Below are 21,694 nucleotides of genomic sequence, written 5' to 3' on the forward strand. Positions count from 1 at the left end.
CATGACTTTTCCTTTCGGTTTTTGTTGTAACTTATTATTTGAGAAGCAGTTACATTATATCAAGGCTGGAGGGGAAAGTCAAGAAATTAATGTTTGCAACTTCCTGTGTAACAGTGAGTTGTGAATTTTACAGGAGACTAACGTGGAAGTAAGAAAGGGGGTGATAACCTCTTAAAATTTTCAAGTATGGTGCTATGCATAAGATGAGAGTAGGTCTCTCGCAATCAGTTGGCAAGAGCGGGTTGCAAACCACCTCAAGCTGCTTTGATTAAGAGTCAAGGTAGTAAGCGTTGAAGGAAAAGGCATAACATACGATTATGTCAGGTAGGTGCTAAAGAGACGAACGCAAGTGAACCACTGATGAAGTATCGAAAGGGAAAAGAGGGCAACGTCAGAACCGCAGGAAGTCTACTGCGTGATAAATCCAGAAGTAGCTTGCAGACTGTCTGGGTGGCGTTCGGTATAAAGGTGGCGTGACTTTAACACAGGCTGTGCATGGAACGTGGGAACCTGTCGCCTTGATGATAAGGGAGGGATTCAAGCGTGGAACCGTAAGAATCAGAGTACTAATGCGAGGCACAGGGGCGGATTATTCCGTAGTAGTGATGAAGGCTGGTAATACGGCTGGAGCGAAGGGAATAAGTTATTTAGTTGAGTTCAATAAACAACCAAAAAAAAATGGGATGATTTAATGGAAACAACAAAGTCGTTTAACATTGCGAAGCAAGTGGTGTTGGAAGCATGGAAGAAGGTAAAATCCAATGAGGGTGCTGCTGGGATAGATAATGAAACGGTAGAGGAGTTCGAACAAAATCTTAGCAAGAACCTTTATAAGATATGGAACAGGATGTCTTCTGGAACATACTTTCCTCCACCTGTAAAAGCAGTGGGAATACCCAAAAAGAGTGGTGGAGAAAGGATACTTGGAATACCAACGGTTGCAGACAGAGTTGCCCAGATGACGACAAAAAGGTATCTGGAACCGCACGTTGAACCAATTTTTGATGAAAATTCATATGGGTATAGACCGAACAAATCAGCAATCGAAGCGGTGAAAATAACACGGCAACGGTGCTGGAAATATGATTGGGTGCTTGAGTTCGATATTAAGAAATTGTTTGACACGGTTGACCATAAGTTGCTGATGAAGGTTGTAAAACGACATATGGACAACAAGTGGTCAATTCTGTATATTGAGCGTTGGTTAAAAGTGCCGTTCATCAAAGAAGACGGGACAATGGTAGAAAGGACACAAGGCACACCGCAAGGTGGGGTGATAAGCCCGTTACTTGCGAATATGTTTCTTCATTATGTTTTCGACAAATGGATGAGGCGTAAATTTCCGAGCCTCCCGTTCTGCCGATATGCAGATGATGGAATAATTCACTGCAAATCGGAAGCACAGGCAAAATTAGTAAGGGATAAATTATCCCAAAGGTTTAGGGAATGCAATCTGGAATTGCACTCAGATAAAACAAAGATAATTTATTGTAAAGATGAGGATAGGCAAGATGAATACGATAATATTAGCTTTGATTTTCTGGGGTTTACTTTTCGTCCGAGACTGTCGAAGAACAAATGGGGAAAATGCTTTGTGAATTTCACACCAGCGGTAAGTCAGGTTGCGTTGAAAGAAATACGAAAGAAAGCCAGAAAATATAAAATGCACTTAAGAAGTGACAAAACTCTGGAAGACCTTTCGAATTTATTCGGCCCAACGCTTCGAGGGTGGGTAAATTATTATAGCCATTTCTACAAATCGGCTATGTATCCCACTTTTGAGCATATTAATAGGATACTGGTTAGATGGGCAATGAGGAAGCACAAAAGATTCAGGAGAAAGCGGAAAGCAGCTACTCACTGGCTCGGGAGGCTTGCAAGACGTGATTCAAAGTTATTCGTACACTGGCAGTTTGGGATATATCCAGCGGCTAAATAACAAGAGCCGAATGAGTCGAGAGGCTCATGTTCGGTTCTGTGAGAGCATCGAGGGGAAGTTCCTCTTTGCTACTCGACTTATGGTTCAATTAAACAAGGAAGAGTTTAAAAACTTGATATTCCATTTTGGAACATCAAGTTGGGGAGGAACTCGCAAAACTCCTCGTGTCTTTACAGAGCATGGCATTTTAATGCTTTCATCAGTTCTTAATAGTAAGAGAGCTGTTCAGGTAAACATCCAGATTATGAGAGTGTTTACAAAACTCAGAGAACTTCTTGCAACTCACAAAGATTTGCAGCGAAAAATTGAAGATATAGAAAGCAAGTATGACGAACAGTTTAAAATTGTTTTTGAAGCTATAAGGCAGTTATTAGAACCACCTGTTTCACCAGAAAAGTCTAAAAGAAGAATTGGGTTTGTACAATAACAAAAATTAGTAATTCATTGGAAATTAGAAATTGAAAATTAAAAATTTACTCTTTGCGTTTATGTGCTTGTCTATCTTTTATTCTAATCCATGTTTTTCCTCAGAAGTTCAATTAAGCATATCTAAGGAATCTGCAAAAAAAGTGAATCTCTTTATTGAGGCTTTCGCTGTTGAAGGAGTCGAGCCTGATACAAAATTAGAAAAAGCAATTTATACTGATTTGTCAAAACATCTGAAGTACTCCGGGCATTTTTCCATGCAAAAACTAGTTTCAAAAGCCACAGAATTAGTAATTAAAGGCTCCTATAAAACAAAAAAGGGGAAACTTGTTCTTATAATAAAGATATATTCTCCATCAGCAAATCAGGAGATATTTGCCAAAAAATATCAAGGGCTGATCTCTCAGTCCGGCTTATTAATAAAAACTATTACCAGCGATATAATAGAAAAGGTTACTGGAGAAAAAAGCATTGTATTCTCAAAGATTGCCTATACCTCTTCTGATAAGGCGGGCACAAAACAAATATATGTAATAGATTATGATGGAGAAAATAAAAGACAAATTACTTCAGGAAATTATAACAACATTGAACCTTGCTGGTTCCCTGATTGCACGAAGATTGCATACACTTCATATAAAAATGGGTCTCCTGAAATATTTACCTGCGATCTGGAGAATTACAAGAAAGAAGTCTTAATTTGTTATCCGGGCGTTAATGCATCCTCTGTTGTCTCAAATGACGGCAAGAATATAGCCTTAATACTCAGCAAGGATGGAAATCCGGAATTATATAAAGTTTCTTTACCTGATTTACTTCTTGAGCGCCTGACAACTTCCAAAGCTGTAGAATCAGCTCCAACATGGTCTCCAGATAACCAAAAAATAGCCTTTGTTTCGGATCGTACTGGAACCCCTCAAATATACATAACTTATTTAGCAGATAATAAAACTATCAGACTCACATTTGAAGGATCATACAACACTGACCCATGTTGGGCCCCAGTCTCTAATAAGATTGCTTATACGTCAGTGAAAAATGGGAATTTTCAAATCTATGTAGCAAATTTGGATGCTTATGGAGTTTATCAGTTAACATATGAACCGCAGCATCATGAGAATCCTTCTTGGGCTCCTGATGGGAGACATATTGTTTACAGCGTTACAAAGAATTTTATATCATACATGGAAGTAATTGATGTCGTAACAGGAGAGAAGTACAAGTTAACTTCTCCGGAACATAACGCGTTAGAGCCAGTCTGGTCAAGATGAATTTAGCTTTTAAATCTGTAATTTTAGCGTTCTTGCTCCTGAGCTTCTGCAGCCTAAACCCAGCCTATTCTGCTCCAAGAAAATATAAATCAGCAATACTTATGGAAGCAGAGACAGGCAGGATACTCTTTGCCATGAATATACACAGAAGATTACATCCTGCTTCAATGGTTAAAATGATGCTTGCACTCATTGTTATGGAAAAGGTCAAGCAAGGAGAGATTAGTCTAAGTGATAAAATAAAAGTATCAAGACATGCGAGCATGATAGGAGGATCACAAGTATATCTGAAGGAGGGAGAAGTTTTTACATTAAGAGATATGATGAAAGCTATTATGATAAAATCTGCGTGTGACGTGGCTGTTGCTGTTAGTGAACATATAGGCGGCAGCACCAATAAGTTTCTTGTGTTAATGAATAAGAGAGCATCCGAACTTAAAATGCGCGATACTATATTCAAAACTACAAACGGGCTTCCAAAAGTCCAGAATGGTCATAGCGGAGATATGTCCTCTGCTTATGACATGGCGATTCTGGCAAGAGAACTTGTTAAATATCCAACAGTACTTGAATGGACTAATACAAAAACAGACACATTCAGAAATGGGAAGTTTATTTTAACCAATACGAACAAGCTTCTTAAAACATTTCCTGAGCTTGACGGGTTGAAAACAGGTTATTACCGAAGGGCAGGCTGGAGCTTCACTGCTACTGCAAAAAAAGGCGATATGAGGCTCATTTCTGTAGTTATGGGCAGTCCTACAAAAGAACTACGGTTCGATAAAACAAAAGAAATCATGGATATGGGGTTTAAGAATTATACAAAATTGTGTCTGGTGAAAGAGGAAGATGTTGTTTTTGAAAATATTCCAGTCATAATGGGAAATAGAAGATACATTAATGGTATTAGCAGTAAAGATATAACATTAGTCATAAGAAAAAGTGACAAAAAGAAGATTGTTAAGCAAAAAATCCTGTTTGATAGAATACAAGCGCCTGTTAAAAAAGGCCAGAGAATTGGATGTATGCTGATAAAGCTGGACAAAAAGACAATAGCTGAAACAAGTATAGTTGCTCCGGAGAATGTCGATAAAATCAGCAGATTCAGATGGTTTATGAGAGAATATATTTTTTAATGCAACATGGAGGATTGATGTGAAGAATACGCATGCGTTAGATTTAGAGAAACATGTTTTGGAAAATGGAATGACAGTGATTACATGTAAAAAGGACAGTGCTCCAATAGTGTCCAGTTATATTCTGGTAAAAGCCGGCAGTATTACAGAAGCAGAGTTTATGGGATCTGGTGTATCTCATTATATTGAGCATATGCTGTTCAAAGGCACAAAGAAAAGAAAAGTAGGAGAAATCTCTCGTCAAATAAGGGATTTGGGAGGAATGCTTAATGCCTATACAACCTATGACCGAACGGTTTACCATGTTACTGTGCCTTCTAAATTCCTTGATAAAGCGCTGGAAATTCAGGCAGATGCTATTATGAACTCCTCGTTCGACGCCTTAGAATGCAAAAAAGAAAATCAGGTCATTCTTAAAGAAATAAACATGTGTATAGACGAACCTGAAACTCTTTTGCAGAAACTGGCATGGGAAACAATATATAATACTCATCCCTACAAAGAGCCAATAATAGGACATAGAGAACTGTTTGAGAACTTATCAAGAGAAGATCTGACTGCATATTATAAAAGGATGTATGTGCCGAATAACATGATACTTGCTATTGCAGGGGATATTACTCATGAGCGTGCGCTGAGAATGGCAAAGGAAGCATTCAAGGATTTTAAAAGAAGATCTATAAATCCAACAATTATTCCCGCAGAGCCAAAACAACTTAATAAAAGAATTTTACATACAGAGAAAGATGTGAATATACCACGTATGTTTATGTGCTTTCATATTCCGGGGATTATTCATCCTGATACTTACGCTCTTGATGTGCTTTCAATAATACTGGGTCATGGACGCAGTTCGTTTTTATACAAGGCTCTTATTGAGACAGAGCAATTAGTTTCTTCTGTAGAAAGCTTTTCGCATACTCCAAAAGACACAGGGGTTTTTGGCATAACTTATGTTTTAGCGGAAGAAAGCATTGAAAGAACAATTAAAGAAACCAGAAAACAAATAGAACTTATTAAAGGAGACGGACTCTCCAAAAAAGATCTTTTTAAAGCAAAGAGAATGGTTATTTTTGACCATTATTGTCATATGGAAACAGTAGATAGCATAGCAGGAAGTCTCATAGTAAATGAGTTTTTAACAGGCGATATGCACTTCTCTCGGAAATATGTGGAAGAAATAAATAAAATTACTCTAGGAGACATTCAAAGGGTTGCTGAAATTTATCTTGTAGAAAACAATATGTCTATAATTACATTAAAGCAAAAAACGCCCGCAACAATAAGCAGAGCAAAAAGGTCTGCAAAAAGGCAGAATATAGAAACTAAAAAAATAAATGGCATGACTGTTGTAGCGATAGAAAAACATACCACGCCGATTATTTCTGTTTGCGCGTTATTTAAAGGCGGCATTAGATATGAAAACAACGGCAATAATGGTATCTCGAATCTGATGCAGTGTGTAATGCAAAAAGGGACAAAAAACAGGAATGCATTTCAAATTGCAGAAGAATTTGAGACAACAGGTGGAGACTTTAGTGGATTTTCTGGAGATAACAGCTTCGGATTTTCAATGGATATATTGAAAGAAAACTTTATACATGGATTGGATATCTTCGCTGATGTAATAATTAATCCAACATTTTTACCAGACCAGATAAAAAAGGAAAGATCTATTGTTCTGGCTGAAATAAAAGCAAGAAGAGATGAGATAATTAATCTTGGCATGGATATAATGCGCCAAACCGTCTATAAAAAGCATCCATACAGGTTTCAGAACCTAGGCACTGAAAGGTCTCTCTTAAATATAAATAAATTAAGTCTCATAAATTTTTATAAAACTATGTGTATACCCAAAAATACCTGCATTACTGTTGTAGGAGATATGGAATGTAAGAAAATTTTTGATTCTTTCACCAAGTATTTTAATAGATTTAATGCAAGATACTTTATCCCGGAGATAAATATAATTGAGCCAATGCAGCGGGAACAGAGAAAGAAGGAGAAGAAAAAGCAGGGAGAGCAGGCTCTGGTTATGATAGGATTTCCGACTATTTCAGCTAATGATCCCGACAGATACACATTTGATGTATTAACTGCAATCCTATCTGATCTTGGGTCGCGGCTAATTATGAATATAAGAGAAAAGAGAGGTTTGGCATATTATGTTGGATCTTTTTCCCGGGAGGGGTTTGACCCTGGGATGTATGTATTTTATGCTGGAACAATTTCGCAAAAAATCACAGAGGCTAAACAAGCCCTGTTTGAAGAAATTCAATTACTTAGACATGCTTTTGTTAGCAATGCTGAGTTGCAACTCGCTAAGAATAATCTTATAGGTAAACATAGAATTACACATCAGTCAAACAAAGCGCTTTGCTTCTCTCTAGCTATGAGCGAACTGTATGGTTTGGGATACAAAAATTTCTACGAATATGAACGCAGGATAAAGGCTGTAACCAAAGAAAGCATAAAAGAAATTGCGCAAAAATATTTCAAGGAAAGCGCCTCTTCAACGGTTGTTGTCCGCCCCTAAAAATGCTTTACAAAAAATCAGGTTGCAGTAGAATATGGGAAACTTTTAAATCAAGAAGGAGACATTAAACATGAGAATATCAGACCATATCTCAGAGAAAATGATTTGTTTAGCTTTGGAAAATACAACAAAGGATGGCGTAATAAGAGAACTAGCTGAGTTATTAAAAAATTCTGAAGATATTACTGATTTTGATATGTTTTTAAAAGATGTTTTTGAGCGGGAGAAATTGGGTGCTACAGGAATAGGCAATGAAATAGCTATCCCGCATGCCAGAACAGATGCTGTGAATAATATTATTATTGCGTTTGGAAGGGTCTCTCAAGGCGTTGATTTTAATGGCGTAGATGGTAAACCTGTAAAACTAGTTTTTTTAATGGGTACTCCAAAAAAGGACGTCAATAAATACCTTCAGGTTTTAGCTCACCTTACAAGACTATTAAAAAAAGAATCCTTTCGGCAGCAGCTTTTGGAAGCGCAAAATGCAGGCGAGATACTGAATGCCATAAGAGAAATTGAAGATTAATAATTACTGCTGAAGGCAACCTGATTTAGTATGGACATATTATTTTTTATAGGACTGGCCCTGATCTGTGGTTTTATTGGAGGGAGGCTTGCCAGGCTTGTTAAGCTTCCTTCAGTTGTTGGATATCTTCTTGCAGGACTTCTATTAGGGAATTCTGTTTTTAATATATTTAGCTTAAAGGTGTTAGATAGAATAAGTATTTTTAGTGATTTTGCTCTTGGAATTGTTGCCTTTATCATTGGCAGTGAGATGCGTATTAGTGTAATACGTAAATTTGGCAAAGGAATTTTAACAATTCTTTTGGGAGAGTCATTTGGTGCAGTTCTACTTGTAACACTGGGCGTTTATTTTTTAACTCATCAACTCCATATTGCGCTGATATTTGGAGCTCTGGCAGCAGCTACAGCTCCTGCGGGCACAGTTGCGGTTCTACAGGAATATAAATCAAAGGGAGAATTGACAAATACAATATATGCAATTGTTGGTTTGGATGACGGCGTAGCTGTCGTAATTTATGTATTCGTTGCTGCTTTTGTAAAGATGTTTTTAATTGGCAGTTCGATATCCTTTGTTGGGATTATAAAAGGGCCTGTAATTGAAATATTAGGCTCAATTCTTTTGGGCGGATTAATTGGAATTATTCTTGGATATTTTTTAAGAAAACTGCATAGAAAGCCGGAGATTTTAGCTATATCTCTGGGAGGTATTCTGGTATGTACCAGTTTATCAAATTACTTTCATCTTTCTCTTATTCTGGCAAATATGAGCTTGGCTGTAGTATTCACCAACGTTTTCCTGTTTGCAAACCGCAGAGCTTATGAGGCGATTAATTTTATTACTACATCTATATTTATAGTCTTCTTTGTCATAGCAGGTGCTCATCTTCAGATAAAGCTTCTTCCTGCTATGGGACTGGTAGGATTAATTTATATTCTTACTAGATCTGTTGGAAAGATGGGAGGAGCACATTTGGGAGCTGTAATGGCAAGGGCAAACCCAGTTATTCGAAAATATCTAGGACTTGGACTGCTTCCACAAGCAGGCGTTGCTATAGGACTTGCTATTCTGGCTACAAAGGAATTTGGAGCTTTAGGAGAAGCAGGAGCGCATTTAGCAGTCCTTGTTATAAATACAATTGCTGCAACCACAATTTTCTTTGAAATAATAGGCCCGATAACAACAAAAATTGCAATATCAAAAGCAGGAGAAATAGGCAAGAAAAAAACAAGCCGTTATTAAGGCTTTATTGGGGGAGGGGAATGATATGTCGAACGGGATGAAACTTTTATTCATTGTTCTAAATAAGGAAAAGCATTTAGAGGATGTTCTGTCCATTCTTGTGGAACTGGGAGTTAGCGGAGCAACAATTATAGACAGCATGGGGTTGGGCCAGTTTTTGGCGTATGAAGTGCCGATATTCGCTGGATTAAGACAGCTTATGGGAGAAGAAAAAACTCCGTCAAAAACAATATTTGCTTTGATTGAGGGAGATAAGTTTCTTTCTAAGTTAGAGAAAATTTTAAAAGAAGAAGGGATTGATTTTACAGAACCGGGTACAGGAATCATGTTTACGGTGCCTGTTAATGAGATTGTAAAATCCGAAGAGGAACTCACTTAAAATAATATTACTGAGACTATGAATTTTACTGTTACTTTCTGGTCGGTTTGGATTGAGATAATCTATGTGTTTCTTCTCATACTTATTGGTGTATTTGCAAAAAAACTCAATATAGTTTCTAACGAAGGCTCGAAATCCCTTTCAAGTATCTTAATGAATATTGCCTGGCCAGCATTGCTCTTTGCTGCAATGCTGAAAGAATGTAATTGGAATCTGATAAAAGAGAATCTGGTTCTTATACTCATTGGCGCCTTAATTGTAATTATAGGCTATGTTATCGGAATTATTGGATCAAGAATTGGAAGAATACCAAAGCCCAGAAAGAGCGCATTTTTATATGCTTGTATGATAAACAATTACTCTTTCCTGCCCTTACCAATTGTTTTAATTTTATTTGGAGAAAAGGGAGTAGTCCTGCTAGCGCTATGTAATCTTGGAACGATTCTCATTCAGTGGACTTTAGGAATCTATATAGTTACTGCTCACAGGCTTGGGATATCCTCTCTCAAAAAAATAATCAATATGCCGCTTATTGCAATAGTTTCAGGGATGATCTTGAGCGGATTCCATGTGCAATGTCCAAAACTAGTCGCAGATTTGGGTGTAGTGTTAATAAGGCTATTGGAAGCACTGGGGCAAATAACAGTTCCAATTGCAATGCTAATAGCTGGTTTTGTACTTGCGGATATTCATTATCTCAAGGTATTCAAAGATAAAGATGTAATATTTATTAATGTATTGAGATTAGTAGTAATACCAACATGTATTCTTATACTAATTAGTTTTTTTAATATGCCGATTATAAGTAAAAAAATTGCAAGTGTAGTAGCTATTATGCCCGTTGCAATTGCAGCCTCAGTTGTTATAAAGCAATATGGGGGAGATGAAAGGTTTACAGCATCTGCTATTTATTCAACAACTCTGCTTTCTATAATTACAATCCCTGCTTTTTTGGCAATTATATTAGTCTAAGCTATACAGCTTTCCCACTTAACTGTAAGTTCGCCTATCTTTACTTTAAGCAACTTTTGTTCCTTGGCCAGAGAGATAAAAGAATTATCTTTGTATATCGCAGGGTCAGATAATAGCCTGCTTATTTCTTCCAACCGCGCAGATAATTCAATCAATTCTTTTTCTGTCTCCGCAATTTCTTTCCCGAGTGTATCCAGCTCGGGTTTTTGTATGTAAATATTTCTTTTGCGGCCTGCCTTTGCGGCGTTTCTTATGTCCTCAAGTTTGGGCTCCTCTTCAAGCCGTCTGTTCTTCTCATCCACCTCTCTTTTGTGAATATAATAATCATAGCCTCCGGGATAAATTTTCAGTTTTCCATCCTTTATCTCAATGATTTTATTAGCTACTTTCCTTATAAAATACACGTCATGGCTTATAAAACAAAGCGTGCCCGTAAACTCACTCAGTGCCTCAATGAGAATATCCCGTGACGGAATATCAAGATGATTTATAGGTTCGTCCATGAGTAAAAAGTTTGGAGGATTGGCCAGTATCTTAACCAATACCAATCTGCTTTTCTCTCCGCCACTTAAGACGGATACTTTTTTATACACATCATCGCCCGAGAATAGGAAACTACCCAATAATTTTCTTATCTCCGTCTGGCCGCCACTGTGATACACATCTTCTATCTCTGCAAGACATGTATTGTGCGTGTTCAATATATCCAGCCGATGCTGAGGATAATATCCGTTATTTACGTTATGCCCAATCATCCGGGAGCCTTTATCAATCTCCAGTACTCCGGCTAAAATTTTTAAGAGCGTGGACTTTCCCGCGCCGTTTGATCCAACAAGGGCGACTTTATCACCCCGACCTATACTGAGATCAACACCTTCATAAACTTTATTATCACCATAGCTTTTATAAAGATCCTTAATCGTTATTACCTCATGACCGCTGCGTAGAGGTTGCGGGAAGCAAAAACGTACATGCTTTGTCTTCTTTGGTGCCGTTACCTTTTCCATTTTATCTAACGCTTTTATCTTGCTTTGTACCAATCTTGCCCGGCTCGCAGTAGCGCGGAATCTATTGATAAACTTCTGTGTCTGTTCAACCTTTCGTTCCTGGTTCTTACGGGCAGCAAGTAATATTTCTTCGCGATTGTCTTTTTCTTTCAGATAGTAGTCGTAGTTTCCATTATACTTTACAAGTTTAGCCGCATCTATCTCGATAACTCTTGTTACTACTTGATTGATGAAGTCTCTGTCATGCGACGTAAATATCAATGTGCCCTTATAAGCAAGCAGATAATTCTGCAGCCAGAGGAGTGATTCCAGGTCTAAATGGTTAGTCGGCTCATCCAGCATCATAAGCTCAGGCGGGTCCAAGAGCAGTTTAGCCAGAGCAATGCGCATCTGCCATCCGCCGCTAAACACATCTGTTGCCCTTGAAAGGTCATTTTCCTTAAAACCCAGGCCAAATAATATCTTCTTAGCCTGATATTCAATATTATATCCGCCCAGCGCTTCAAAACGGGACTGCGCCTTTCCATAATCATGGAGAATCTGCTCCTGTGCCGGACCTTTTGTCTCTGCAAGTTTAGACGCTAATCTTTCTATCTTATTCTCCAACTTCCCTATTTCCGGCCAACAGCACATAACCTCAGTAAGTAGAGTGGCTCCTTTTACCGCATCTATCTCCTGCGGCAAAAACCCCACCCTTACATTAGTCGGCAAGATTATCTCTCCCGTATCATAAGGTTCGTTATTCATAATTATCCTGAAAAGGGTTGTCTTTCCCGAACCATTTGCTCCAACTAAAGCAATCCTCTCTCCACTCTTCACAAATAGAGAGCAATCCCTGAACAACGGTCTATTCCCAAAATTTTTATTAAGATCTTTTATCTGTAACATCTTGCCTGCCTCGCTTTACAAAACCAATTCTAATATGCCCCACCCACCCCAAACCATAAAGAAAAAAGAGCACAAATATTGTGCCCCTACAAATATCCGCATATGTAATATCCTCTACATTCTGATCGCTATACCTCTTCCCTTCAGATATTTTTTTGTCTCAGGGATTGTGATTTCTCCAAAATGGAATACTGAAGCACATAACACATTGGCTGCCTTAGCTTGGACTATGACTTCATAAAGATGCTCTAATGTTCCTGCACCGCCTGAGGCAGTAACAGGAATTGAGACTGCTTCTACTACTGCTTTGGTCATCTCAATATCGTACCCTTCTCTTGTACCATCCGCATCCTTGCTGGTCAGGAGAATTTCGCCCGCGCCTAACTGGTCCACCTTTTTTGCCCATTCAACCACATCCAGACCAGTCGACTCCCCTCCACCCATAATTAGGAGCTCCAATCTCGGGCAGCTATCCTCAGGTGGATTTTTCTTCCCGTCAATAGCAACAACAATTCTTTCTTTGCCAAATTTTTCAGCAGCATCCTTGATTAAAGAGGGATTTTTAACAGCAGATGTATTAATAGATACTTTGTTTACTCCGAGATCAAAAAGAGTTTGCATATCCTCTAAATTCCTTATGCCTCCACCAACACAAAAGGGTACAGTGGTTACCTCTTTTACCTTCTTTACCCAATCCAGTCGTGTGGCTCTTGTCTCAACAGAGGCAGCTATATCTAAAAAAACAAGTTCATCTGCGCCTGCGTTACAATAAGCAATTGCTGCTTCTACAGGATCACGTGCGTCTTGTAATTCAACAAACTTTACGCCTTTAACTACTCGTCCGTCTTTTATATCCAGACATGGAATTACTTTCACTTGTTGCATTGTTATATCCCCTTTCTTTCTATTTTTCTAATCTTGAAGGAATTGCGTTCCTCCATGTATTGCTTAGTTCTTTAACAGAAATATCTATTATACTTTCTCGATTGTCTTTGATTGCCAGATTTTCTCCACTAACTTCCCCGAGAATAGTATATGCAATGGAATGTTTCTGAGCTATTTTTTCAAGAAGCTCCATTTTATCCTTATTTAGAGAAACCACTATTCGGGAAGGTGCTTCTCCAAATAAAATTTCATCCATTCTTATATCGTTGTTTTTTAAGCCATCCAATTCTATTACAGCACCAAGCATTTTATTTAAATTTGAGATACATGATTCAGTCAAAGTTACGGACAGGCCACCTTCTGAACAATCATGAGCGGAATTAATAATACCTGATTCAATTGCCTCAAGACATGCTTTCTGAACAGACTTCTCTGTCTGTATATCTATCTGAGGATTACCTTTTTTCTGATTGTGAATAAGATACAAATATTCACTCCCAGAAAGGTCGGCCTTGTTTTCACCTAAAAGAACTATTATATCACCTTCATTCTTGAATTCTTGGGTAACATGTTTATTTACATCGTTTATCAAACCTACCATGCCTACCATAGGGGTCGGATCTATCGCTCCTTTAGGATTCTCGTTGTAGAAACTTACATTACCACTGACAACAGGTGTGTCTAAAGCCCTGCACGCGGAGGAAAGTCCTTCTATGCATTTTTTAAACTGCCAGTAATTTTCAGGTTTCATCGGACTGCCAAAATTTAAGCCGTCAGTAATAGCAAGAGGTCTTCCACCAGAACAGACTATGTTTCTTGCTGCCTCTGCAACCGCCATCATTGCACCGTTATAAGGATTCAGATAGCAATATCTCCCGTTGCAATCCACACTTATTGCTAAAGCCTTTTTAGTGCCCTTAATTTTAACTACAGCTGCGTCTGAACCTGCTCCTACTATAACTTCATCCTTGTCTATAGCAGTAAAGTTTTTATATGCTGATTCTTTGCTGGCAATAGTCGGAGAATCAAGCAGCTGCAATAACACTTTATTGAAATCGTCAGGTTCGATTATGGATTTTCTATCCAGATTTTGAGCATCTTTTAAGTAAGAAGGCTCTTTAGCATCTCTATCATACAAAGGCGCTCTTTCTGTAAGAGCCTGTGGCGGAATTTCACAAACCACTATCCCGTTTTCTTTAACTCTCATCATTTTATCATCTGTAACCTTCCCGATTTTTACCGCGTTGATGTTCCATTTTTTCAATATATCTAATGCCTCTTTTTCCTTTCCGTCTTTTAATATAGCAAGCATTCTTTCCTGAGATTCAGACAAAAGGATTTCATAAGGAGTCATTCCTTTTTCTCTTTGAGGAACTAAGGCAACGTCTATCTCAATACCAGTCCCGCTTCTTGAGGCTGTTTCGCAGGATGAGCAAGTAAGCCCGGCAGCTCCCATATCCTGCATCCCAACAATAAGGCCTTTTTCTATTAGTTCCAGACACCCCTTTCTCAAGCGTTTCCCGAGCTCTGCGTTACCTATAGCAACGCTGCTCGTATCAGAAGCAGATTCCTCAGTAATTTCCTGAGACGCAAAACTCGCTCCACCTACCCCGTCTCTGCCCGTGTCTCCTCCTATGTAATATATGGGATTTCCTATTCCAGACGCAGCGCCTCTTGCAATATCTTTATGTTTTACAATACCTACGGCAAAAGCATTAACCAAAGGATTCCCTTCATAACTTTCGTCAAAATAGCTGTCACCACCAACGGCATTAATCTCTGCAGTGTTAGCATAATGAGCCAGTCCCCTGATTACCTCTTTAAATAAGAATTTAACTTTTTCATTATCTAAACTTCCGAATCTCAATGCACCTAACACTGCAACAGGCCTTGCTCCTACTGTAAATATGTCCCTCAAACATCCGCCTATACCTGTAGCTGAAGCCTCGAATGGTTCCACTGCCGAAGGATGGTTATGTGATTCTATCTTGAAGGCAACGCCCAATCCGTCGCCTATATCAACAATTCCTGTATTTTCCTCACCTGCACCAATTAACACCTGTTTACCTTTGGTTGGGAAAAGTTTGAACAACTTGCGTGAATTCTTGTAACTGCAATGTTCACTCCACATAGCTGAAAAAACTCCTAATTCTGTAAAATTTGGCTCTCTGCCCAAAAGTTTTTTGATCTGTTCAAACTCCTGCTCAGTAAGTCCTAAACCTTTTGCTGCTTCCACATCAACTTTAACTGTACTCTCCATTATGCGTCCTCCTTTTTTTAAATTTTTATTCCTATTCTAAAAAAATTACTCTATTCAACAAAAAGTGTCTTTGTGGAAAAATCGGGGTCGCTGGTAGTATTAACCCCCAATTTTCTTAACCCTGCTTCATCACCGGGAGTTGGAATATGTGTCATATGTATTTCACAGCCCTTAAGTTCCCCCAGCTTCTCCATAGCCAGCTGAGAGGTTGGGTTCGTAGTTGCGCTTATAGAAAGGGCAATTAAGGTTTCTTCCAGATTCAGGCTCACTGCTTTCGTATTTAAAATATTCTTTTTAAGATTGCCTATGGAATCTATTATGTTCGGAGACAGAAGATGTATCTTATCGGGAATTTCCGCCAGCTCTTTTACAGCATTCAGAATAAGACTTGATGTTGCATGCATAAGAGAGGAGTTTTTCCCTGTAATGATCAAACCGTCTTTTAATTCTATTGCCGCACCGCAAAAGACTCCTTCATTACCCTCTCCTCTTTGTTGAGCATCTTCAATAGCTTTCCGTGCTGGCACAACCACCAGCCTATCCTCCGGCTTAAGATTAAGATCCTCCATAATTAGCTCCACCCTTTGCACAGTTTCCTTATCCACAAGACCCATGACATATTCGCAGGCACATCTAAAATATCTTCTTACTACTTCCTGCTCTGCGGCGTGTTTTACTATTTCGTCATCTATAATTCCAAAACCAGCTCTGTTTACACCCATATCAGTAGGTGACTTATATATTGACTCAGATCCGGTTATCTTCTCCAATATTCTCTTAAGCACAGGAAACACCTCTACATCCCTGTTATAGTTCACAGCTACCTTGTTGTATGCTTCAAGATGAAAAGAATCTATCATATTAAAATCCCTTAAATCTGCTGTTGCTGCTTCATAAGCCGCATTTACCGGATGTTTAAGCGGCAGATTCCATATAGGAAATGTTTCAAATTTTGCATATCCATTTTTCATCCCTCTCTTATAATCATGATATAATTGAGAAAGACACGTAGCTAATTTACCGCTGCCGGGGCCTGGCCCGGTAACTACAACAAGAGGTTTTTTAGTCTCAATATACTCGTTTGCTCCATAACCTTTATCACTTACAATTAAATTCACATCCGTAGGATATCCTTTTGTAAATGTGTGGGTATAAACCTTTATGTTTCTGCGCTCTAATTTGTTCTTAAATATTATAGTTGCCGGCTGATCTTCAAAACGTGTTATTACAACTGCCAGTATATCAATACCCCAATCCTTTAAATCATCAATTGATTTGAGTACTGCAGCATCGTATGTAATTCCGAAGTCTGCTCTTACTTTCTTCCTTTCAATATCACCGGCATATATACAGAGCAATATGTCTGCCTTATCCTTTAACTTTTGCAAGAGCCGTATTTTTACATTAGGATCAAAGCCCGGTAGAACCCTTGAAGCATGAAAGTCAAAGACAAGCTTTCCGCCAAACTCAAGGTACAGTTTATTATCAGCTCTCTCAACTCTCTCAAGAATAGCCTTAGTCTGCTCCTTTAGATACTTCTCATTATCAAAACCTATTTTCTTATCCATTAAACCTTCCCTGTCCATACATAAAGGCAAAGTTTTTCTTTGGGTAATCCTATTGCTTTTACCATGTCTTCAAGGGTTTGATATTTTAAGGTGGTAACGTCTAATTCTTTGGCAATATAATCTACCATTTTTTTGTGTTTTTTTGAATTGGAATCAATGTATTCACTCATATCTTTTATATCCTTGCCTTCTAAGGCTCTTATTGTACGTCTGGCGACCAGTTCTTCTTTTTTCTTGGTAGAATAATCGAATTTAGAAGGAAACAATAAAGGCGGGCACGCAGCCCTGACATGAATTTCCTTTGCCCCGCTTTCCCACAATTTTTGAATAGTATAGTTTTTAAGCTGAGTGCCTCTTACGATTGAATCTTCACATAAAATGATCCTGTTCCCTTTAATTATCTCTTTAATTGGAATCAGCTTCATTTTAGCAATATGGTCTCTTATGCTTTGAGAAGGAGGTATATAACTCCTTCCATAGCCGGGATTATATTTAACCAGAGGACGCCTAAAAGGTATTCTTGATTCAATGGAATAACCAATAGCATGCGTAGTTCCTGAGTCCGGAACTCCTGCTACCAAATCTGCTTCAACGTTATCTCTTTTTGCCAAAAATTTTCCGCAGCGCTCTCTTACTTCTTCTGTATTTATACCCTCATAATTCGATGCGGGAAAACCCGTATAGATCCATAAAAATGCATCCGTCTTTTGATGCGGCTCCTCTTCTTTGAGAACCTTAAACCCAGTGGACTTTAAAAGCAGTATTTCACCCGGCTTAACATATCTTTCTATACTAAATCCTAAGTTAAAAAAAGCAGAAGTTTCTGTAGTTACTGCCCAGCCTTCATGAGATTTACCTATAACCAAAGGAGTATATCCCAGTTTATCCCTTGCAATATAGATACCGTCTTTATGTAATATCAGGATAGAACAAGAGCCCTTAATTTTTTTAAAGTAATTTTCTATTCCATGAACTAAGCTCTTGCCCTGATTTATCAATTTTGCAACCAGTTCTGTACTGTTTACTCCTTGTTTAGCTGTTTCACTAAATGAGATTCCCTGCCTGCGCAAATCATTAGTCAAACTATCCGAATTGGTGATTAAGCCGTTACTGACAATACATAAGTGCCCAAACTTTGAATTTAGATATATGGGCTGCTCCTCTCTTGTAGATATAACGCCAATACCTGACTTCCCTTTCATTTTCTTATAATCTTCATAGAATCTGCTCTTAAACTGTTCTCCGCTGATTGTGTGAATCTTTCTAACCAATCTTTTTCCCAATACTGCCAGTCCCCCATATTCTGTTCCTAAATGAGAATGATAATCTGTTCCATAAAATAAAACCTCCTGACAATCCTTCTTCAGGGCAACTCCGAATATCCCGTCCATTTTCTATGCTCCTTTTATTTATTGTTATTCTCTAGTTCTAACAAGTTCCTTGAGATAATCCTGAAGGGACTTCGGTAAACTTCTAGTTTTAGTCACAGATTCAATCCCTTCAACACTGGCTTCTGCAGCTGTTATCGAAGTAATATAGGGAATCCTGTGCTGTATTGCGGTCCTGCGAATGTAACTATCATCATGTTTCCCGCTACGCCCAACAGGTGTATTGATAATAAGATTGATCTCTTTGTTTTTGACTGCGTCAGTTATATTTGGCCTTCCTTCATGTAATTTTTTTATTTCTGTATTCTGTATGCCATTCTTTTTTAGAAATCCAGCTGTGCCTTTTGTAGCGTAAATACTAAAACCAAGTTTCTTAATCCGCTGAGCAATGGGAATCAAAAAAGACTTATCTTTATCAGCTATTGTCAAAAGCACATTCCCCTTAAGCGGAAGCTTTGAACCGGCTGCTTCCGATGCCTTATAAAAAGCAAGTCCGAATGTATCAGCAATACCCATAACCTCTCCTGTAGCTCTCATTTCGGGGCCTAGTAAAGGATCTACTTCCGGAAACATATTAAACGGGAAAACCGCTTCTTTAACGGCTACATAAGGAAGCTTGCAAGGTTTTAGTTCAGGAAAATCCCTGATCTTCTTACCCAGCATTATTTGAGTTGCTATATGGGCTATTGCAATACCTGTTACTTTAGAAACTACTGGAACTGTGCGTGAAGCTCTTGGATTAGCCTCCAGTATATAAACCCTATTATCACATATTGCATATTGAATATTCATTAGACCTACGACATTTAATTCCCTTGCAATTACTGAGGTATATTTCTCTATTGTATTTAAGTGCTCTTTTTTAATAGTTCTTGATGGGATGACGCATGCAGAATCTCCTGAATGAACACCTGCTAACTCTATATGTTCCATAACAGCTGCTACAAATGTATTCTCTCCATCGGAAATAGCATCAACTTCTGCCTCTACAGCCTGCTCAAGAAATCTATCAATAAGCATTGGATGCTCCGGACTAACCTGGATAGCTTCAATGGCATAATTTCTCAGCATAACTTCGTCATAAATAATTTGCATTCCACGCCCTCCCAACACATAAGATGGGCGTACCATGAGAGGATATCCTATCTTTTTAGCGGTTATAAGAGCTTCGTCTAACGAACGCGCTATGCCGCTCTCCGGCTGTGGGATATTAAGAGCAATCATTTTTTCTCTAAAACGCTCTCTATCCTCTGCAAGATGTATACTTTCGGGAGTTGTGCCAAGAATTTTTACACCATTATTTTTTAATTCCTGAGCAATATTCAGAGGCGTCTGTCCGCCAAACTGAACAATAACACCTTCCGGCTTCTCCTTTTCGTAAATTGTGAGGACATCTTCAACTGTTAAGGGTTCAAAATAAAGCTTGTTTGAAGTATCATAATCAGTAGATACGGTTTCAGGATTGCAGTTAACCATAATTGACTCATACCCCTCATCCCGCAAAGCAAAAGCTGCGTGCACACACGTATAATCAAATTCAATACCCTGCCCGATTCTATTAGGTCCGCCGCCTAAAATCATTATTTTCTTTTTTGATGATACCGGAACTGAATCTTTCCCGTTGTAGGTGGAATAATAATAGGCAGCATTCTTTACTCCGCTTACAGGCACAGCCTCAAAGCATCCGCATTTGCCTATGGCGATTCTTTTTTGTCTGACCTCTTTTTCTTTTACTTTAAAAAGACCTGCCAGATATTTATCTGAAAATCCCCACTCCTTTGCTTTTGCCAATTTTCCCTCAGGAAGATTTCCCCATGTGTTTTTGATTAATTCTTCCTCGAATTCTACAAGTTCCTTCATCTCTTTAATAAACCAGCGTCCGATGTAGGTCATCTGATAAAGTTCCTCTACGCTTATACCCTTGCGCAGCGCCTCATACATCAGGAAAATGCGTTCGCTGGAGGGGGTTGCTAATTTCTCTTTCAATCTTTCAAGGGAAAGTGTTTTAAAGTTTTTAGCTCCACCAAGACCACATCTGTTTATCTCAAGAGAACGGATGGCTTTTTGAAAGGATTCTTTATATGTCTTTCCTATGCTCATTACTTCGCCTACAGCCTTCATCTGTGTTCCAAGTATATCCTTTGCTCCTGGAAACTTTTCAAAAGCCCAGCGTGCAAATTTAATTACTACATACTCTCCACTGGGTTCATATTTCTCAAGAGTTCCTCGCTTCCAGTATGGAATCTCGTCCATTGTAATACCAACAGCAAGCTTTGTAGAGATACGGGCTATTGGAAATCCAGTTGCTTTAGAGGCAAGAGCAGATGAGCGCGATGTTCGTGGATTGATCTCTATTACTACTAACCTGTCATCCTTAGGATTATGCGCAAGCTGAACATTTGTGCCGCCTATAACACCAATAGCATCAACGATCTTATAAGAAATCTCCTGCATACGCTTCTGCAGTGCTTGTGGAACTGTGAGCATAGGCGCAGAGCAGAAGCTATCTCCTGTATGTATGCCCATAGCATCAATGTTTTCAATAAAACAGACTGTAATCTTCTGGTTTTTCTGGTCCCTTACAACCTCAAGCTCTAATTCCTCCCATCCTAAAACAGATTCTTCAACCAGGACCTGATGTACAAGACTTGCCGCAAGACCTCTCGTTACAATAGTTTTCAGCTCTTCTACATTGTAGGCAATTCCTCCTCCTGTTCCGCCTAATGTATAAGCAGGCCGTAATACAACAGGATATCCAAGTTTCTCTGCTATATTTTCTGCTTCCTCCACGGAATAACATGGTTCAGATTTAGGAAGGGATATTCTCAGCTTGTTCATTGTTTTCTTAAATGCAACCCTGTCTTCTCCGCGCTCAATAGCATCTGCTTTAACACCAATAACCTCAACTCCATATCTTTCTAACACTCCTGAGCTGTAAAGACTGGATGCAAGATTAAGTCCTGTCTGCCCTCCTAGGTTGGGAAGAAGCGCATCCGGCTTTTCCTTCTTGATAATTTCTTCAATACTTTCTACAGTAAGCGGCTCTATGTATGTCTTATCAGCTGTGCCAGGATCTGTCATAATAGTAGCAGGGTTAGAGTTTACAAGCACCACTTCATACCCTTCCTCCTTTAATGCTTTACATGCTTGAGTGCCTGAATAGTCAAATTCACATGCCTGCCCTATAATTATAGGACCGGAACCTATAATTAAAATCTTATGAATATCCGTCCTTTTTGGCATAAAATAATCTCCTTAGCGCTTTGATATGTTA

At 38.6% G+C, this 21,694-nt stretch carries 16 protein-coding genes; 10 read left to right on the forward strand and 6 right to left on the reverse strand.

Annotated features, from left to right (window positions below; translation table 11 throughout):
- The first annotated feature begins 473 nt into the window (after positions 1-473).
- The 10 genes from KKC91_02320 (at position 474) to KKC91_02365 (ending at position 10,424) form a co-directional block, all read left to right on the forward strand.
- Positions 474-692, forward strand: coding sequence for a hypothetical protein (locus KKC91_02320; protein ID MBU0477385.1), 219 nt, complete (start codon positions 474-476; stop codon positions 690-692).
- Positions 692-1,939, forward strand: a complete 1,248-nt coding sequence (ltrA, locus tag KKC91_02325) for a group II intron reverse transcriptase/maturase (GenBank protein MBU0477386.1) — start codon at positions 692-694, stop codon at positions 1,937-1,939. Before KKC91_02320 ends, ltrA begins: the two co-directional genes overlap by 1 nt.
- Positions 1,940-1,949: 10 nt before the next feature.
- Positions 1,950-2,366, forward strand: coding sequence for an ORF6N domain-containing protein (locus KKC91_02330; GenBank protein MBU0477387.1), 417 nt, complete (start codon positions 1,950-1,952; stop codon positions 2,364-2,366).
- Positions 2,367-2,397: 31 nt separating this feature from the next.
- On the forward strand, positions 2,398-3,636 hold the full coding sequence (locus KKC91_02335) for a DPP IV N-terminal domain-containing protein (protein ID MBU0477388.1): 1,239 nt from the start codon (positions 2,398-2,400) through the stop codon (positions 3,634-3,636).
- On the forward strand, positions 3,633-4,772 hold the full coding sequence (locus tag KKC91_02340; GenBank protein ID MBU0477389.1) for a D-alanyl-D-alanine carboxypeptidase: 1,140 nt from the start codon (positions 3,633-3,635) through the stop codon (positions 4,770-4,772). Before KKC91_02335 ends, KKC91_02340 begins: the two co-directional genes overlap by 4 nt.
- 19 nt (positions 4,773-4,791) lie before the next feature.
- Positions 4,792-7,308: an insulinase family protein gene (locus KKC91_02345; protein MBU0477390.1), complete on the forward strand. Its 2,517-nt coding sequence runs from the start codon at positions 4,792-4,794 to the stop codon at positions 7,306-7,308.
- A 70-nt stretch (positions 7,309-7,378) separates the two neighbouring features.
- Positions 7,379-7,834, forward strand: coding sequence for a PTS sugar transporter subunit IIA (locus tag KKC91_02350; GenBank protein ID MBU0477391.1), 456 nt, complete (start codon positions 7,379-7,381; stop codon positions 7,832-7,834).
- Between the two features lie 30 nt (positions 7,835-7,864).
- Positions 7,865-9,073 (forward strand): cation:proton antiporter, encoded by a 1,209-nt coding sequence (locus KKC91_02355; GenBank protein ID MBU0477392.1) that lies wholly within the window; start codon positions 7,865-7,867, stop codon positions 9,071-9,073.
- Positions 9,074-9,110: 37 nt separating this feature from the next.
- The gene (locus tag KKC91_02360) at positions 9,111-9,452 is read left to right on the forward strand and encodes a hypothetical protein (GenBank protein MBU0477393.1); all 342 of its coding nucleotides are present in this window, start codon (positions 9,111-9,113) and stop codon (positions 9,450-9,452) included.
- Between the two features lie 18 nt (positions 9,453-9,470).
- The gene (locus KKC91_02365; protein ID MBU0477394.1) at positions 9,471-10,424 is read left to right on the forward strand and encodes an AEC family transporter; all 954 of its coding nucleotides are present in this window, start codon (positions 9,471-9,473) and stop codon (positions 10,422-10,424) included.
- Here KKC91_02365 and KKC91_02370 read toward each other — a convergent pair.
- The 6 genes from KKC91_02370 to carB form a co-directional block, all read right to left on the reverse strand.
- Entirely contained in the window at positions 10,421-12,319 is a 1,899-nt protein-coding gene (locus tag KKC91_02370; protein MBU0477395.1) for an ABC-F family ATP-binding cassette domain-containing protein, read from the reverse strand. The genes KKC91_02365 and KKC91_02370 overlap by 4 nt on opposite strands.
- A gap of 114 nt (positions 12,320-12,433) precedes the next feature.
- Positions 12,434-13,204 (reverse strand): imidazole glycerol phosphate synthase subunit HisF, encoded by a 771-nt coding sequence (gene hisF / locus KKC91_02375; GenBank protein MBU0477396.1) that lies wholly within the window; start codon positions 13,202-13,204, stop codon positions 12,434-12,436.
- Positions 13,205-13,223: 19 nt separating this feature from the next.
- Entirely contained in the window at positions 13,224-15,464 is a 2,241-nt protein-coding gene (purL, locus tag KKC91_02380) for a phosphoribosylformylglycinamidine synthase subunit PurL (GenBank protein MBU0477397.1), read from the reverse strand.
- A gap of 50 nt (positions 15,465-15,514) precedes the next feature.
- Entirely contained in the window at positions 15,515-17,032 is a 1,518-nt protein-coding gene (locus KKC91_02385) for a DUF1846 domain-containing protein (GenBank protein ID MBU0477398.1), read from the reverse strand.
- Positions 17,032-18,423, reverse strand: coding sequence for an amidophosphoribosyltransferase (locus KKC91_02390; GenBank protein ID MBU0477399.1), 1,392 nt, complete (start codon positions 18,421-18,423; stop codon positions 17,032-17,034). The genes KKC91_02385 and KKC91_02390 overlap by 1 nt, the downstream gene beginning before the upstream one ends.
- A 24-nt stretch (positions 18,424-18,447) precedes the next feature.
- Positions 18,448-21,663 carry a carbamoyl-phosphate synthase large subunit gene (gene carB / locus KKC91_02395; GenBank protein MBU0477400.1) on the reverse strand — a complete coding sequence of 1,072 codons (3,216 nt, stop codon included), beginning with the start codon at positions 21,661-21,663 and terminating at the stop codon, positions 18,448-18,450.
- Between the last annotated feature and the right edge of the window lie 31 nt (positions 21,664-21,694).

The sequence above is a fragment of the bacterium genome (assembly GCA_018812485.1).
In the GTDB taxonomy this organism is placed as follows: Bacteria; JAHJDO01; JAHJDO01; order JAHJDO01; family JAHJDO01; genus JAHJDO01.